The sequence below is a fragment of the Pseudomonas sp. E141 genome (assembly GCF_052659885.1).
In genome coordinates this window covers 4,156,868-4,173,472 of the sequence record NZ_CP084024.1, presented here as the reverse complement: position 1 = coordinate 4,173,472, position 16,605 = coordinate 4,156,868, and the positions used below count along the sequence as shown (strand labels likewise).

Sequence of the window (16,605 nt, the reverse complement as noted above, 5' to 3'; positions counted from 1 at the left end):
GCCGGTTCGTTCGAAGATAAGCGGGTATATACCCGTGACCGGAGAATAATAATGACATCGATGTGGCGTACCTGTGGTTGGGTTCTGGTGGGCGGCGCGCTGATCCTGGCGTTGTCCCTGGGTGTACGGCATGGCTTCGGGCTGTTTCTGGCGCCGATGAGCGCCGAGTTTGGCTGGGGTCGTGAGGTGTTTGCCTTCGCCATTGCCTTGCAGAACTTGATCTGGGGCTTGGCGCAACCTTTTACCGGGGCGCTGGCCGACCGCTTCGGTGCCGCGAAAGTCGTGCTCATCGGTGGCGTGCTGTATGCCCTCGGTCTGGTCTTCATGGGCATGGCCGACTCGCCATGGTCGCTTTCATTGAGCGCGGGTCTGTTGATTGGTATCGGTCTGTCCGGCACGTCGTTTTCGGTGATCCTCGGCGTGGTCGGGCGTGCTGTGCCGCCGGAAAAACGCAGCATGGGCATGGGGATCGCCAGCGCTGCCGGCTCCTTCGGCCAATTCGCCATGTTGCCGGGCACGCTGGGGCTGATTGGCTGGCTCGGCTGGTCTGCCGCGCTGTTGGCGCTGGGGCTGCTGGTGGCGCTGATCGTGCCGCTGGTGAGCATGCTCAAGGACACCCCTGCGCCGCTGACCGGTCATGAGCAAACCTTGTCCGAAGCGCTGCGCGAGGCCTGCAGCCACTCCGGCTTCTGGCTGCTGGCGGTTGGCTTTTTTGTCTGTGGGTTCCAAGTGGTATTCATTGGCGTGCATTTGCCGGCCTATCTGGTGGACCAGCACCTGGCGGCCAGCGTCGGCACGACCGTGCTGGCCCTGGTCGGCCTGTTCAATATCTTCGGCACCTACACCGCAGGCTGGTTGGGCGGTCGGATGTCCAAGCCGCGCTTGCTGACCGGGTTGTACCTGTTGCGGGCGGTGGTGATTGGCTTGTTCCTGTGGTTGCCGGTGACGACTACCACGGCTTACCTGTTCGGGATGGCGATGGGCTTTTTGTGGCTGTCGACGGTGCCTTTGACCAACGGCACGGTAGCGACGTTGTTTGGTGTACGAAATCTCTCAATGTTGGGTGGGATCGTGTTCCTGTTTCACCAGTTAGGTTCGTTCCTGGGGGGCTGGCTGGGTGGGGTGGTGTACGACCGAACTGGCAGTTATGACTTGATCTGGCAGGTGTCGATCCTGCTCAGTCTGCTGGCGGCGGCGTTGAACTGGCCAGTGCGTGAGCGTCCGGTGGCGCGGCTGCAAGTTCAGGCAGGTGCGGCATGAGCCGCGTAGGCCCGTGGTTGATTGCTGCCGGTGCCGGCCTGCTGCTGGTGGTCGCCTGGTGGGGGTGGCATCAGGGCGGGCTGGCGTTGATGCAACTGGGTATGGGCACCTGCTGAGCGGTGGACGGCGTCGGGTAGGGGGGAGTAACGTCGGGGTCTGACGTGCTTTCAAGGAGATTGCGACATGCTGATGCGCAGGCTTGCTGTACCCGCTCTGCTGCTGGCTTTGACCGGGCACGCATGGGCCGCTGACTGCCCACCCATGCTGGAGGGCTCGCTGCCCAAGTTGCGGGCCAAGGAAAACATCGATCTGTGCCAGCGTTTCGCCGGCCAGCCGCTGGTGGTGGTCAACACTGCCAGCTTCTGCGGTTTCGCCCCGCAGTTCAAAGGTCTGGAGGCACTCAACCAGCGCTATAAAGGTGACGGTCTGCAAGTGCTGGGGGTACCGTCCAATGACTTCAAACAGGAATCCAAGGACGGCGAAGAGACGGCCAAGGTCTGCTACGTCAATTATGGCGTGACCTTCACCATGACCGAGCCCCAACCGGTACGCGGCGCGGACGCCATCCCGTTGTTCAGGCATCTGGCCGAACAGTCCGGGGCACCGAAATGGAATTTCTATAAGTATGTCGTGGACCGCCAGGGTAAAGTCGTCGCCAGCTTCTCCAGTCGGACCAAACCCGACGATCCTGAATTCATCAAGGCGGTAGAAGCGGCCATCGCGTCCCGACCCTGATCGCCAGTCACGAAAAAGCCCCGCCTCTTTGCAGAGCGCGGGGCTTTTTTACGCTTCAGATGGCGAGGGGTTCAGGCTCGCCGTGAATCATCAGAAGCGGTAGGTTGCACCGACACCGAAGCCGTTTGCGCTGTTTTCGTATTCAGCGTTGTAGGACTGGCCTAGCGCATTGCTGCCGCCGACTTTGACTTTTTCTTCCTTGAGGTAGGAATAAGCCACGTCGATGGTCAGGTCTTCTGTCGGGCTCCAGCCGGCACCGACGCTGAAGATGGTCCGGTCGCCGGTCGGAATGCGTGGCGAGCGGTCCTGGTTGTTGGTCGGCGACTGGTCGAAGGTCAGGCCGGTACGCAGTACCCACTGCTTGTTCAACTGGTAGGAGGTACCGATGGCGTAGGCCCAGGTGTCATGCCAGTTTTGCTCTTCGGTGATGGTACCGAGAGCAGGGTTCAATAAACCGCCGCCAGTGCTGGTGCCTTCGTTTTCCACGGTGATTTCTTTCAGGCGGCTCCAACGCGTCCATGTGCTGCCGGCGTAGACGGTCCAGGCATCATTGATTTGTTGGGTGACCGAAAAGTCCACCGACTCAGGCGTGGTGATGTCCAGCGAAGCGTCGTAGCGACCGTTGTTGAGTAGGAAGGCAGGTGTGCCGGCGCCCGGGCTCACTTCAGTGTGGCCTTCGAGCTTGTACTTGACCTTGGAATGATAGGTCAGGCCGACACGAGTGGTGTCGGTTGCTTGGACCAGCACGCCGATGTTGTAGCCGTAGCCAATGTCGTCACCCTTGATTTCCACGCCAGCCTCGGGCAGGCCTGGTACGCCCAGTCTCGATTCCAGGGCGCCGGAAATACGGTTGATGGTTGGGCCGAAACCGATCGATACCTTGTCGTTGAAGGCATAGCTGACGGTAGGCTGGAACGTGACGACCTTCACTTCGCTCTTGCTGCCGAAACTCCGGCCCTGGAAGCCATTTTCGTAATCGGTGATCAGGCCGAACGGTGCGTAGACACCCAGGCCGAAAGCCCATTGATCATCGATAGGCTTGACGTAATAGCCCATCGGAACGGCAGTGAACGGCACCATGTCGCCCTTGTTGGTGCCCGATTGGCTACCGCTGGCGTCGTTGATGTCGGTGGACGCGTCGATAGCGGCCATACCGCCCGTAACTTGCTGGCGCTTGAGGCGCGACATGCCGGCCGGGTTGCCAAACACAGTGCTTGCATCATCGGCAGAGGAAGAACGCCCAGCGAAACCGGTGCCCATGCCACTGATGCTTTGTTCGTTCAAGGCAAAGCCACTGGCGAAAATCTGCGTGGATGCCAAGGTAACGGCAAGGCCAAGGGTGGTTTTGAGCATCATTTTTTTCATTGTTAGAACTCCAGGTGATCACCGGGGCGAAAATTACCAACATTTTCGTTTAAGCGCTATAGGCTGTATGGCTTGATTTAGAGCGGTTTTGTAGGACAATCAGACCAAATTCGCGGCTGTTGTAGGAACTTTCCAGATCTGACCTTAGCAGGCGACCTGATTCAGCGGCGAAACACAACTTTGCCAGGCGCAGGTGAAATCCCGCAGGCGCCCTTGAGGGTGAAATGTCTGGCGCCAGATCCGGGCCATGCCTAACAGGTCATCGGCGTCAGGAAGCGCGAGGTTCTGTTCCTCCACCAAAAGCCAGGCAATGGCGGTGGCGTAACGCAGATTGACGGTCAATTCCAGGTGCGGGCCGCTGAGAAAGGCGTGCTGGCTGGCCAGGCCCCGAACCAGGCTGGCTCGTTCCGGATCCAGAGCCAGGTAATGGTCCCAGAGCGCCCGGTGGCGGGGTTCGGGAATGCGGTACAGGCCGTGCCCGCGACGGTCATGCAGGGCTGATCCCAGGGCGGACTGGCTGGCGGCAATCCCCAGCAACAAGGATTCCGCCGTTGCACTGTGGCGCTCCAGGTACAGGAGCGTCGGGCGGATCACATATCGACACAGTTCGCTGGCAGCGATACCCATAAAACCCTCGAAACGTGAAAGGGGCAGAGCCTGAAATGGGTGTGGGCTTGGCAGCAGTGGTTCGGTTCAGGCTCCGCCGGAAGCGGATCATGCCGCTTGACTTGAAGTGTAGTGTCATATTCCCGCTGTAAAGGACTGTTTTTAAAACATCTTCGCCGAACGGTTATAACCGTTATATCCCCCGGTGCTTAAGCCGTTGCGCTTTATCGAGAAATTCTGGGCAATAAAAAACCCCGCTTTTGGGGCGGGGCCTTAGGGTTTCAGCCTTTGCGGCGTATCAGGCAACCAGTGCCTGACGGGTACGCTCGATCACGGCCTGCAGCGGTTCTGCGCTGGAGTACTGATCGGGGTACAGGCGTTCGCTGTGACGGGCGATGCCATGTTCGTTGACCAGCGTGAAGCTGAAGCAGCCTTTGCGAGCGGCCATGATCAGGCAGTTCATTGGGGCAAAAGCGTTGGTTAGGGTGCGGATGGCATCCTGTGTATGGATTTGAGTCGACATGTTATGGGTGTTCCTACAAATGACACGGTTAAGAACCGTGCAACGTTAAAACGTTCCAGTAACGTCGACCACCATTGGTCGAACGAAGAACCCGACTGGAACAAAGCAGCCAGTTTGAGCGCTATATAAAGTGCGCGCTTGGGCTGGCAGGTAGGTACTTAGGAGGGCAGGCAACACATCAAGGGCAAAGGTTCTGGGCCCGGGGTGAAGATCCTGATCAATTTTGCAGGCTGGTTCGGTCAGAGTAACGAGTCTGGCAACATCCTTTGCAATCGATCAAAGGCAGTGTTGACGCAAGAATTACCTGGAAACCATCGAGGGGGTCGGTCTCTTTTTGTCGGTGAGGCTTCTCTTGAAGAAGGCTGACCGTGGAGATGTATTCGACCCGGAATTGACTTTCAGCTTGGTACTAACGCCGCGGATAGTAACGGATCGAGTGGTCGAAGGGAAGGACGATGGGAAAAAAAGATCCTGCTTGGCCGCTGCCTGATCGTTTGTTTGCCCATAGGTGATCGGCCATAGCACAGGAACCGATCAATGGTTTTGCGCTTAGCCGACGGACAACGGCCCGCACGTCGTCAGGTTATCCCCAGGTTTTACCGCGCAAATGAGCCAAAACGGCGCAACCATATAACCATTTCACGTGTTACTTGTGCACACTCGATGCGGTGGTTGTCACCGTATTGTCATGTGGAAACAATCTGGGGTGGGTGCCTGTATCCAAAATTTAAGTCAATGAAAAACATCGCTTTTTTTTACTGGTGAAAAAATCGTCAGTTTGAGCGCAGGCCCCGTTCCACAGGGCTTACGGCGACTTCAGGGGGGGTTGTCCACTGAGTTATCCACAGCTTCTGTGGATTGTCCCAAGCGCTTGCTCTAGCACGGGCGTGCCGGATTTTTTCGACTTTACCCGTGCGAAAAAAGGAGTAGAGTGGCGCGCCTTCCTGATCTGTCCCACAGTGCTTTATGAAGTTTCGCTCAGTATCAAATCCTGTTACCTCCACACCCGCCGGTGTTACCCCACCCAAACGCATTTCGATGCGCGTGGCCGAATGGCTGCTCGACAGCCCGCGCCTTGGGGAAAACACCAGTGTCAAACACTTGGCCGGCCGTTTACTCAAGCAACCAGCCCGGGAAGGCGTGGTAGCTGCGCAAAGTCGCCTCGGTCAGCTGATGTGCCGTGAGTGCGGGAACGCGCGCGATCGCCGTATCGGCCAGGATCTGCTGCGTCAGGCTGCCAGGGCCGGGGATCATCGTGCGCGCCAGGCGCTGGGTGAAATCGAAGACTGAGCTGGGCATCCCCTGGCCGCTTGGTTAACCTGCGGGCTTTATTTCATCGGCGGGAATTGTCATGGCTATGGATTTGACCAGCCTGTTGTTTGGCCTGGCGGGTGCTGCGGTGCCGTTGCTCGCCCTGGCCTGGCACCTGCAACGCCAGGCCAACGCCGCGCAAACCGAACTCGCGTTAATGGAGGAGCGTCTGGCCACCGCCCACATGGCCCACGACGGCTTGAACGCCCAGCTCGATGCGTGCCGCGATGAAATCAGCGACTTGGGCCAGGCCAACGCCGCCCGGCAAGCCGAGCTTGCCGCCGCTTGTCGCGAAGTCGAGTTGTTGCAGATCGAACGCGACAATGCCCGAGACGCAGCCCACGCCTGGAACTTGGAGCGTGCCGGAAAAGAAGCGGAACTGCGGCGTCTCGATGCCCAGGCGGCTTCGTTGCATGCCGAACTGCGTGAGCAACAGGAGAGTCATCAGCAACGTCTGGACGACCTGCAAGGTTCGCGAGACGAGTTGCGGGCACAGTTCGCCGAACTGGCAGGAAAAATCTTCGATGAACGTGAGCAACGCTTCGCGGAAACCAGCCAGCAGCGCTTGGGGCAGTTGCTCGATCCGCTGAAGGAGCGCATCCAATCCTTTGAAAAACGTGTCGAGGAAAGCTATCAAGCCGAGGCGCGGGAACGCTTCTCCCTGGGCAAGGAGTTGGAACGGCTGCAACAGCTGAACCTGCGCCTGAGCGATGAAGCGACCAATCTGACCCGTGCCCTCAAAGGCCAGAAGACCCAGGGTAACTGGGGTGAACTGATTCTGGAGCGGGTGCTTGAGCACGCCGGCCTGGAGAAGGGCCGCGAGTATCAGACCCAGGTCAGCCTCAAGGGCCCGGACGGCGAACGGTTCCAGCCGGACGTGCTGATTTACCTGCCCGGCGACAAGCAGGTGGTGGTGGATTCCAAGGTCAGTCTTACGGCCTATCAACAATACGTGGCCGCCGAGGACGACAGCATCGGCCAACTCGCTCTCAAGCAGCACGTGGTGTCTTTGCGGGCCCACGTCAAAGGTCTGGCCGGCAAGGATTACAAGCGCCTGGATGGTTTGCACAGCCTGGATTTCGTGTTGTTGTTCGTACCGATCGAGGCCGCATTTTCTGCCGCGCTGCAAGCCGAACCGAACCTGTTCCAGGAAGCCTTCGACCGCAACATCGTGATCGTCAGCCCGACGACGCTATTGGCGACGTTGCGGGTGATCGACAGTTTGTGGAAACAGGAGCGCCAGAGTCAGAACGCCCGGGAAATCGCCGAGCGGGCAGGGTGGCTGTACGACAAGTTCGTACTGTTCATTCAGGACCTGGACGAAATAGGCAGCCGTTTGCAGCAACTGGACAAAGCCTACAGTGCTGCGCGCAACAAACTCACAGAGGGGCGCGGCAACCTGATCAGCCGCAGCGAACAACTCAAATTGCTCGGCGCCCGGGCCAGCAAAAGCCTGCCAGCCGAACTGCTCGAACGGGCAATGGCCGATGTCGATGGGCTGCCCGAACTGCCTGAAGAGACCGAAAAGCCTCAGGCTTGATGTAAAAACCTGGGCTTGATGCCAGGCAGTGTGTGCCTGACAGTGGGAAATCGATTCTCTACAACGGCAAATGCCGACTCAACAACGCCCTCAATGCGGCCGGTTTCACCGGTTTGGCCAAGTAGTCCAGACCCGCCGCATGCACCTGCGCCACCGTCTCGGGGCGGCCATCGGCGCTGATCACCACGCCTGGTATAGGTTCACCCATACGGCTGCGTAACCAGGCCATCAGCTCGGTTCCGGTTTCTCCATTGTCCAGGTGAAAATCCACCAGGGCCAGTTGCGGTCGGCCTCCCTCGCTGAGCAAACGCTCGCACTCCTGGCGGTTGCGCGCCGTCCACACCTGGCAGCCCCAGCGAGTGAGCAGGCTGTTCATGCCGATCAGAATGCTGTCTTCGTTATCGACACACAGCACCTGGGCGCCTTTTGGTAAATGACCGTTGAGTTCGGCAGCGGGTTTGGGCAAGACAGTCTGCGCCTGGGCCAGCGGTACGCTGACGCTGAAGACACTGCCGCGCCCCGGCCAGGAACGCACCCGCAAGGTGTGACCCAGCACGCGGCACAGCCCGTCGGCGATCGCCAGGCCCAGGCCCAGGCCTTTTTCCGCACGGGTCTGATGGCTGTCGAGACGTTTGAATTCTTCGAAAATGACCTGCAGTTTGTCTTCGGCGATGCCTGGGCCGCGATCCCACACCTCCAGGCACAATTCGCCATTGCGACGGCGAACGCCCAGCAGTACCGGGCCTTTGGCATAGCGGAAGGCATTGGTGAGGAAGTTCTGCAACACACGACGTAGCAACTTGATGTCGCTGTCGACCCGCAGCCGTGAGCCTCGCACCCGGAATTTGAGGCCTTGTTCCTGGGCCAGTACCTTGAACTCGGCGCCCAGGGTGTCGAACAGTTCGTTGAGGGCAAATGGATTGCGGTCAGGGTTGATCTTGCCGTTTTCCAGGCGGGAAATGTCCAGCAGATCGGTGATCAGGTCTTCGGCCGAGCGCAGCGAACTGTCCAGGTGGTGTACCAGTTGCCGGGCCTCGCTCGGCAAGGCGTCGTGCTGATGGGACAGCGCTGCGGAGAACAGGCGTGCGGCGTTGAGCGGCTGCATCAGGTCATGACTGACTGCTGCCAGGAACCGGGTCTTGGATTGGTAGGCCGACTCGGCGGTGCCTTTGGCTTCGGTCAGGGCCATGTTCAGTTGCGACAGTTCCCGGGTGCGTTCCGCCACCCGTTGTTCCAATCCTTCATTGGCTTCCGTCAGGGCCTGTTCGGCTTCGCGGAAAGCGGTGATGTCGGTAAAGCTCATGACAAAACCGCCGCCGGGCATGGGGTTGCCGATCAGCTCGATCACCCGGCCATTGGGAAACAGCCGTTCAGAGGTGTGTGCACGGCCCTGGCGCATCCAGTGCAGACGTCGAGCGACATGGACCTCTGCTTCGCCTGGCCCACATAGGCCGCGCTCGGCGTTGTAGCGGATGATGTCGGCGATGGGCCGACCCACACTGATCAAACCGTCCGGATAGTTGAACAGCTCCAGGTATCGGCGGTTCCAGGCCACCAGCCTGAGGGACTGATCGACCACGCTGATGCCTTGGGTGATGTTTTCGATGGCACCTTGCAGCAGTGCACGGTTGAATTGCAGCACTTCCGAAGCCTCATCTGCGATTCGGACCACATCCTCCAGCTGCATCTCCCGACCTTCAATTGCGGCTTTTACTACTGCGCGCGTCGACGAAGCTCCCAGCACACCCGCCAGGAGCCGTTCGGTGTGGGCGATCCATTCGCTGTCGGCATTCTGGTTCGGGTTGAAGCCTTTGCCCTGGCGGTAGGCAAAGCGAATGAAACTCTGGCGCGCCCGTTCTTCGCCAACGAAGCGCGCGGCCAGTTGCAACAGGTCATCTATGTGCACCGCCAGCATCGAGCGGGGGTTGGGGCGGGCGCTGATTTCCTGGCCGATGAAGCGTCCGGCCTGCCAGTGTTCCGACACGCGGGTGCGCGACAGCACGGAGATCCAGGCAAACAGGGTGAAGTTACCGGCCAGGGATAACACGACCCCTTGGGTCAGCGGTGAAATCGGCAGGTTCAAGGGGTTGCCATGCAGCCACGCAAGCCCCGGGAAACTGTTCAGCGACCAGCCCAGGCTGTGGGCCGCGATCGGCAACACCAAGGTGTAGAACCACAGGAAAATCCCCATGGCGAGGCCGGCGAACACCCCGCGACGGTTGGCCTGTTTCCAGTACAGCGCGCCGAGCATGGCAGGCGCCAGTTGGGTCACGGCGGCGAAGGCGATCTGGCCGATGGTCGCCAGGCTCGCCGTCGACCCCAGCAGGCGGTAGCTGACATAGGCCAGCAGCAGGATCACCACAATGCTCACCCGGCGAACCGACAGCATCCACTGGCGAAACACTTCAAAGGGCCGCTCGGCGTTGTTGCGGCGCAACAGCCAAGGCAGCAGCATGTCGTTGGACACCATGGTGGAGAGCGCGACACTCGCCACGATGACCATGCCGGTGGCCGCCGAGGCGCCGCCAATGAACGCAAGCACCGCCAGCGCCGGGTGGGCCTGGGCCAACGGCAGGCTGATGACGAATGAATCCGGCAGCACCGAGTCGGGCAGCATCATTTGCCCGGCGAGGGCGATGGGCACCACGAACAACGCCGCCAGGGCCAGGTAGGCGGGGAACACCCACTTGGCCAGGCGCAGGTCCTGAGGCTCGATGTTCTCGACCACGGTCACGTGAAACTGCCGCGGCAAGCAGATGATCGCCATCATCGCCACCCCGGTCTGCACCACCATGGACGGCCAGTTGATGGTTTCTTTCCAGTATTGTTCCAGCCGCGGCGCGAGCATCGCCTGGTTGAACAGATCGTCGAATCCGTCGTAGAGCCCGTACGTGACAAAGGCGCCAACGGCAAGGAAGGCGAACAGCTTGACCAGCGATTCAAAGGCAATGGCCAATACCATGCCTCGGTGGTGCTCGGTGGCGTCCAGGTTGCGGGTGCCGAACACGATGGTGAACAGCGCGAGGATCAGTGAAACGATCAGCGCCGTGTCCTGGGCGCGGGTGCCCGTGGTGTCGGCCCCGGCGCCGATGAGCAGGTTCACCCCGAGCACGATGCCCTTGAGCTGCAAGGCAATGTACGGCAACACACCCACCAGGCAGATCAGGGCAATCACAATCGCCAGGGACTGGGATTTGCCATAGCGGGCGGCGATGAAGTCAGCGATGGAGGTGATGTTTTCCTGCTTGCTGATCATCACCATTTTCTGCAAGACCCACGGTGCCAGCACCAGCAACAGGATCGGCCCGAGGTAAATCGGCAGGAATGACCAGAGTTGTTCGGCAGCCTGGCCCACCGCGCCAAAAAATGTCCAGCTGGTGCAATAGACCGCCAGCGACAGGCTGTAGACCCACGCCCGCACCCGAGGGGGCAACGGTGTGCTGCGCCGGTCGCCGTAGAAGGCGATGGCGAACAGGATGGCCATATAGGCCAGGGCAACAACGGCAATCAGCCCGCTGGACAACGACATGGAAGCTCCTGAACGAAAGATCCCGGGGGCAGTGCCCGGCAGAACAGTCTCGCATGCCCACTCGGGTTCGTCAGTGTCGACCAAGGTCGAGGCGTGTCGAGGTATCGCCGGTTGCGCTCAGCAATGGGGCATGGGGTGTGCTGGTCGGCCTCATCGCGAGCAGGCTCGCTCCCACACTGGATCTTCGGCGAAGATGGATTTTGTATTCACAACTGCTCAAATGTGGGGGCGAGCCTGCTCGCGATGGCGGTATTACTGGGCCAACGCGATATCCACCAACCGATACAACTCCTCAACCGCCAACGGCGCGGTGGCAAAGAGGATGCGAAACACCGTCGGCGCGACCACCACATTGATCAGTCGCTCGACCCCGGGGTTTGGCTCGTCGGGATAGCGATCCAGGATGGTCTGCAACTGGCCGCTGATGATTCCCACGCAATAGCCCGGCGTGGCGCAGGCCTGGATGTCGCGCATCATGTTGCGACCGGGCTCGGAGCTCATTTCGTCCAGGTACTGTTCGGCCCAGGCGCGCAGATCCCCGCGCAGGCTGCCGGTGTCCAGCGGTGCGCAGTCCGGGCGCATGCGGGCAATCGCGACGTCGCCCAGCAATGCCGGCAGGTCGCCCCAACGCCGGTAAATGGTGGATGGGGTTACGCCTGCGCGGGCCGCGATCTGCGGCACGGTCAGGGTGGCGCGGTCCTGCTCCTGGAGCAGGCTGCGAACCGCCGAATGAATCGACTCTTGTACCCGGGCGCTTCTGCCGCCGGGACGTAAACCTTCTTTAATAGCCATGGATCGGACCTTAACACAAAGAATTTGCTTTAAGCGCGCGTCGATAGCACACTCCGCAAAAGCAAAAAATTAGCTTTTGTGGATCGCCTTGTGGAGTGTGCCCATGTCCCGTCCAGCTTCGACCCGTGCCAGTCTGATATTCCTGGCGATCACCCTGCTCGGTTTCCTCGCAGCGTCCAGCGCGCCAACCCCGCTGTATCACCTCTACCAGGAACAGATGCAATTTTCCCCTGGGGTCCTGACGCTGATTTTCGGTGTCTACGCGTTCAGTCTGTTGGCGGCGTTGCTGACCGTGGGTTCGTTGTCGGATTATCTGGGACGCAAACCGGTGATTTTCGTAGCGCTGTTGCTCAACATGCTGGCAATGCTGCTGTTTATCAACGCCGACAGTATCGCCTGGTTGATCGGTGCGCGGTTGATTCAGGGCTTCGCGACGGGCATGGCCACCAGTGTGCTTGGCGCTGCCTTGCTGGACTTCGATCGTCGGCAAGGTCCGCTGATCACCAGCGTCGCGCCCTTGCTGGGCATGGCTTGCGGAGCATTTGGTTGCGGCATGTTGGCCGAGTTCGCGCCGTTGCCCCTGCAACTGACGTACTGGATTCTGCTGGGATTGTTCCTGATCCAGGCCATTTACCTCTGGTTTCTGGCCGAGAGCGTCAGCCCGCAGCCGGGTGCCTGGCGATCTTTGCGCCCCACCTTGCATGTGCCGATCCAGGCACGGCGCGCCTTGTGGCTGATACTGCCCTTGAACCTGGTGGCCTGGGCGGTGGGCGGTTTCTACTTGTCACTGGCGCCGTCATTGGTGCGGGCCGCAACCGGAACCACTTCCAACCTGATTGGCGGCGCGCTGGTGGCGGTGCTGACGCTCACCGGAGCGTTGAGTATCTACACGCTGCGCAACCAGGTGGCCGACAAAATGCTGCGCCTGGCCGCCAGCCTGTTGATGGTCGGTCTGGTGCTGGTATTGATCGCGGTTGACGTTGCTAGCTTGCCGTTGTTCTTTGTCGGCACGCTGGTCACTGGCAGCGGTTTCGGCGCGGGCTTTCTGGGAGCATTGCGCAGCATCATGCCGTTGGCCTTGCCCCATGAGCGGGCCGGGTTGATGTCAGCGTTTTATGTCCTCAGTTACCTGGCCTTCAGCCTGCCGTCACTGTTGGCGGGGAGCCTGACCCGGGTGTACGGGCTGATCCCGACCACCGATGGCTATGGCGCGGTGTTGATTGTGCTGTTGATCGTTGCCTTGCTGGGGCTGTCGCGTCAGGCGCGAACAGCGCCTGGTTTGGGTTAACATTGGCGCCTGTGTGTTTTCTTTGGGGCGATCTGAGTTGAACATCATCCGCAGTAAATCCTTCACTGGCGATCGCGCCTGGGCGGCGTTGGATATCGCCAACATGAACGGCATTACCACGCGCCTGCACTGGACCGATCAGCCCTACAAATGGCACATCAATGAAGGTGAGGAAGTCTTCGTGGTGCTCGATGGGCAAGTGCAGATGTGCTATCGGGAAGACGGTATCGAAAAGGATACCTTGCTGAGCGCGGGGGATATTTTCTATGCATCGGTGGGCACCGAACATCTGGCCAAGCCATTGGGAGAAGCGCGAATTCTAGTGATCGAGACCGAGGGCAGCGTCTGATCGATATTTGCATAATCGATAATATATAGAGAAATTACCCGTTATATAGATATTCGATTTGAATCTAGCATGGCTCTATCTCGTCCCAGAGCAGGAATTCGCCATGCCATGCTGTGCTGCAACCAACCGTTTGCGCCCACTCAGTCATTTGCCCAGGCCATTGGAAGCCATTCGCCAGTTCACGCCTAACTGGTTTGCTGTCGTCATGGGCACCGGCGTATTGGCTCTGGCCCTGGCGCAATGGCCGGGGGATGTCCCAGGCCTGCACCTCCTGGCCGAAGGGGTATGGTTGTTCAATGTCCTGTTGTTCGTGTTGTTCACGGGGCTGTACACCGCCCGTTGGGTGCTGTTCTTCGACGAGGCCCGGCGGATTTTCGGTCATTCAACGGTTTCGATGTTTTTCGGCACCATTCCAATGGGGCTGGCGACCCTCATCAATGGTTTGTTGGTATTCGGTTTACCGCGTTGGGGCGAGGGCGTAGTGCTGTTGGCTGAAACGTTGTGGTGGATCGACGTGGCGATGGCCCTGGCCTGCGGCGTGCTGATTCCGTTTTTGATGTTCACCCGCCAGGAACACCGAATCGACCAGATGACCGCCGTGTGGCTATTGCCCGTGGTGGCCGCTGAAGTCGCCGCCGCCAGTGGTGGGTTGTTGGCACCGCATTTGGCAGACGCTCATTCGCAACTGGTGATGTTGGTCACCAGCTACATCCTCTGGGCATTTTCCCTACCCGTAGCGTTCAGCATTCTGACGATTCTGCTGCTGCGCATGGCCCTGCACAAACTACCCCACGAAAACATGGCCGCCTCCAGCTGGCTGGCCCTCGGCCCGATCGGGACCGGTGCTCTGGGCATGTTGTTGCTGGGAGGCGATGCGCCGCTGATTTTTGCCGCCAATGACTTGCCGGGCTTAGGTGAGGTCGCCGCCGGCGTGGGGGTGGTGGCCGGTATCACCCTGTGGGGCTTCGGCTTCTGGTGGATGCTGATGGCGCTGCTGATCACCGCACGCTATTTGCGCACTGGTATCCCGTTCAACCTCGGGTGGTGGGGCTTTACCTTCCCCTTGGGCGTGTATGCGCTGGCAACGCTAAAACTGGCGAGCTTACTGAGCCTGGGTTTTTTTACCGTGTTCGGTTGTGTACTGGTGGCGATGCTGGCGGTGATGTGGCTGATCGTCGGCCGCCGCACGGTGCTCGGCGCCTGGCACGGTGAGCTGTTCGTGTCGCCATGCATTGCGGGGCTGGCGAAATAATCGTTAAAGACAGGTAATGTGTGGCCTGGATCGAAAAACCTCATTCCAATAAGCGACCACGCCACTCAGGAACATGGAAGATGAGTCACCCCTCGCAGTTCACCTTGCTCCGCACGCGGCGTTTCCTGCCGTTTTTCATCACGCAGTCCCTTGGCGCGTTCAACGACAACGTGTTCAAGCAGTCGTTGATCCTGGCGATTCTCTATCGGCTGACCATCGAGGGCGACCGCTCGATCTGGGTCAATCTGTGTGCGCTGCTGTTTATCTTGCCGTTCTTCTTGTTCTCGGCACTGGCAGGGCAGTTCGGGGAAAAATTCGCCAAGGATGCGTTGATTCGTCTGATCAAATTCGGCGAAATCGCCATCATGGCGATCGGCGCGGTGGGTTTCCTGTTCGATCACTTGTGGTTGATGCTGGCGGCGCTGTTCGCCATGGGTACCCAGTCGGCGCTGTTCGGGCCGGTGAAATATTCGATCCTGCCACAAGCGCTGCGCGAGGACGAACTGGTCGGCGGCAATGGCCTGGTGGAGATGGGCACATTCCTGGCGATCCTCTTGGGCACTATCGGCGCTGGGATCATGATGTCCTCGGCGCATTACGCGCCGGTGGTGGCGACGTCGATTGTCGTTATCGCCGTAGCCGGTTACCTGGCGAGTCGCGGCATTCCGCGGGCGGCGGCAGCTTCACCGCAGATGCGCCTGAACTGGAACATTTTCAGCCAGTCCTGGGCCACGCTTAAACTGGGCCTGGGACAAACCCCTGCGGTGTCCCGCTCCATTGTCGGCAACTCGTGGTTCTGGTTTGTCGGGGCGATTTATCTGACCCAGATCCCGGCCTACGCCAAGGACTGGATGCACGGTGATGAAACCGTGGTGACCTTGATCCTGACGGTGTTCTCAGTGGGGATCGCCGTGGGTTCGATGCTGTGCGAGAAGCTGTCCGGGCGTAAAGTCGAGATCGGCCTGGTGCCCTTCGGCTCGTTCGGCCTGACCGTGTTCGGGCTGCTGTTGTGGTGGCATTCCGGTGGAATTCCTGGCAGCGCCGAGGGCTACGGCTGGCTCGAAGTGCTCGGTTTCGCCCACGCCTGGCTGGTGCTGATCGACATCCTCGGGCTCGGTGTCTTTGGTGGTTTCTACATCGTGCCGCTGTACGCACTGATCCAGTCGCGCACCGCCGAGAATGAGCGGGCGCGGGTCATCGCCGCCAACAACATTCTCAACGCGCTGTTCATGGTGGTCTCGGCGATTGTCTCCATTGTCCTGCTGGGCCTGCTGGAACTGTCGATTCCCCAGCTGTTTCTGGTGGTGTCACTGCTGAACATTGGCGTGAATACCTACATCTTCAAAATCGTCCCTGAGTTCAGCATGCGTTTCATGATCTGGCTGCTGAGCCATTCCATGTACCGCGTGGAACATCGCAACCTGGATGCGATTCCCGATGAAGGCGCCGCGCTGCTGGTCTGCAATCACGTGTCCTTCGTCGACGCGTTGCTGATCGGTGGCGCGGTGCGTCGGCCGATTCGCTTCGTGATGTACTACAAGATCTACAACCTGCCAGTGCTCAATTTCATCTTTCGCACCGCCGGGACGATTCCGATTGCCGGGCGCCAGGAAGACATTCATATCTACGAAAGCGCCTTTACGCGCATCGCTCAATACCTGCAGAACGGCGAGTTGGTGTGTATCTTCCCCGAAGGAAAATTGACGGCCGATGGTGAGATCAATGAGTTCAAGGGCGGACTGACGCGCATTCTTCAGGAAACTCCCGTGCCGGTGATTCCCCTGGCGTTGCAGGGATTGTGGGGCAGTTTCTTCAGTCGTGACCCGAACAAGGGGCTGTTTCGCCGGTTGTGGTCGCGGGTGACGTTGGTGGCGGGGCCGGCGGTCGCCGTTGAGGTGGCGGAACCGGCGAAGTTGCAGGCGTTGGTGGGGGAGTTGCGCGGGGCTGTCAGATAACGAGAGACGCCTTGTGAAAGTAGGTATGTGAGAGCAAAGCTTGCTCGCGATAGCGTCCTTGAGACCGCCTCCCGGGCAAGCCTTGCTCCCACAGGTCCAG

The 16,605-nt window shown here is 59.8% G+C and carries 13 protein-coding genes; 8 read left to right on the top strand and 5 right to left on the bottom strand.

Going from position 1 to position 16,605, the window contains the following annotated elements:
- Positions 1–51: 51 nt before the first annotated feature.
- On the top strand, positions 52–1,260 hold the full coding sequence (locus tag GKKCFE_RS18655; protein ID WP_076383765.1) for an MFS transporter: 1,209 nt from the start codon (positions 52–54) through the stop codon (positions 1,258–1,260).
- A gap of 183 nt (positions 1,261–1,443) precedes the next feature.
- Complete coding sequence (locus tag GKKCFE_RS18650) at positions 1,444–1,995, top strand: glutathione peroxidase (protein WP_417695897.1); 552 nt, start codon at positions 1,444–1,446, stop codon at positions 1,993–1,995.
- A gap of 90 nt (positions 1,996–2,085) precedes the next feature.
- On the opposite strand, the gene GKKCFE_RS18645 is transcribed toward GKKCFE_RS18650, so the two are convergent.
- From GKKCFE_RS18645 to GKKCFE_RS18635, 3 genes are all read right to left on the bottom strand, one after another.
- Complete coding sequence (locus tag GKKCFE_RS18645) at positions 2,086–3,360, bottom strand: OmpP1/FadL family transporter (RefSeq protein ID WP_445576937.1); 1,275 nt, start codon at positions 3,358–3,360, stop codon at positions 2,086–2,088.
- 144 nt (positions 3,361–3,504) lie between these two features.
- Positions 3,505–3,987 carry a hypothetical protein gene (locus GKKCFE_RS18640; RefSeq protein WP_173406659.1) on the bottom strand — a complete coding sequence of 161 codons (483 nt, stop codon included), beginning with the start codon at positions 3,985–3,987 and terminating at the stop codon, positions 3,505–3,507.
- A gap of 277 nt (positions 3,988–4,264) precedes the next feature.
- Positions 4,265–4,489: a hypothetical protein gene (locus tag GKKCFE_RS18635; protein WP_007898912.1), complete on the bottom strand. Its 225-nt coding sequence runs from the start codon at positions 4,487–4,489 to the stop codon at positions 4,265–4,267.
- A 966-nt stretch (positions 4,490–5,455) separates the two neighbouring features.
- Between GKKCFE_RS18635 and GKKCFE_RS18630 the strand changes: the two genes are divergently transcribed.
- Together GKKCFE_RS18630 and rmuC are read left to right on the top strand one after the other, a co-directional pair.
- Positions 5,456–5,779 (top strand): hypothetical protein, encoded by a 324-nt coding sequence (locus tag GKKCFE_RS18630; RefSeq protein WP_076383767.1) that lies wholly within the window; start codon positions 5,456–5,458, stop codon positions 5,777–5,779.
- A 178-nt stretch (positions 5,780–5,957) separates the two neighbouring features.
- On the top strand, positions 5,958–7,340 hold the full coding sequence (gene rmuC, locus GKKCFE_RS18625; protein WP_445578056.1) for a DNA recombination protein RmuC: 1,383 nt from the start codon (positions 5,958–5,960) through the stop codon (positions 7,338–7,340).
- A 58-nt stretch (positions 7,341–7,398) separates the two neighbouring features.
- Here rmuC and GKKCFE_RS18620 read toward each other — a convergent pair whose 3' ends face one another.
- Positions 7,399–10,869 (bottom strand): hybrid sensor histidine kinase/response regulator, encoded by a 3,471-nt coding sequence (locus GKKCFE_RS18620; protein ID WP_445576936.1) that lies wholly within the window; start codon positions 10,867–10,869, stop codon positions 7,399–7,401.
- Between the two features lie 252 nt (positions 10,870–11,121).
- Positions 11,122–11,661, bottom strand: coding sequence for a TetR/AcrR family transcriptional regulator (locus GKKCFE_RS18615; RefSeq protein ID WP_076383769.1), 540 nt, complete (start codon positions 11,659–11,661; stop codon positions 11,122–11,124).
- A 103-nt stretch (positions 11,662–11,764) separates the two neighbouring features.
- Here GKKCFE_RS18615 and GKKCFE_RS18610 point away from each other — a divergent pair, with 103 nt between their 5' ends.
- The 4 genes from GKKCFE_RS18610 (at position 11,765) to GKKCFE_RS18595 (ending at position 16,505) form a co-directional block, all read left to right on the top strand.
- On the top strand, positions 11,765–12,949 hold the full coding sequence (locus GKKCFE_RS18610) for an MFS transporter (protein ID WP_445576935.1): 1,185 nt from the start codon (positions 11,765–11,767) through the stop codon (positions 12,947–12,949).
- Positions 12,950–12,986: 37 nt separating this feature from the next.
- Positions 12,987–13,298, top strand: a complete 312-nt coding sequence (locus GKKCFE_RS18605; protein ID WP_339490930.1) for a cupin domain-containing protein — start codon at positions 12,987–12,989, stop codon at positions 13,296–13,298.
- A gap of 103 nt (positions 13,299–13,401) precedes the next feature.
- Positions 13,402–14,550, top strand: coding sequence for a TDT family transporter (locus GKKCFE_RS18600; RefSeq protein ID WP_445576934.1), 1,149 nt, complete (start codon positions 13,402–13,404; stop codon positions 14,548–14,550).
- 80 nt (positions 14,551–14,630) lie between these two features.
- A complete protein-coding gene (locus GKKCFE_RS18595; RefSeq protein ID WP_445576933.1) occupies positions 14,631–16,505 on the top strand; it encodes an MFS transporter in 1,875 nt (624 codons plus the stop codon).
- The last annotated feature ends 100 nt before the right edge of the window (positions 16,506–16,605 follow it).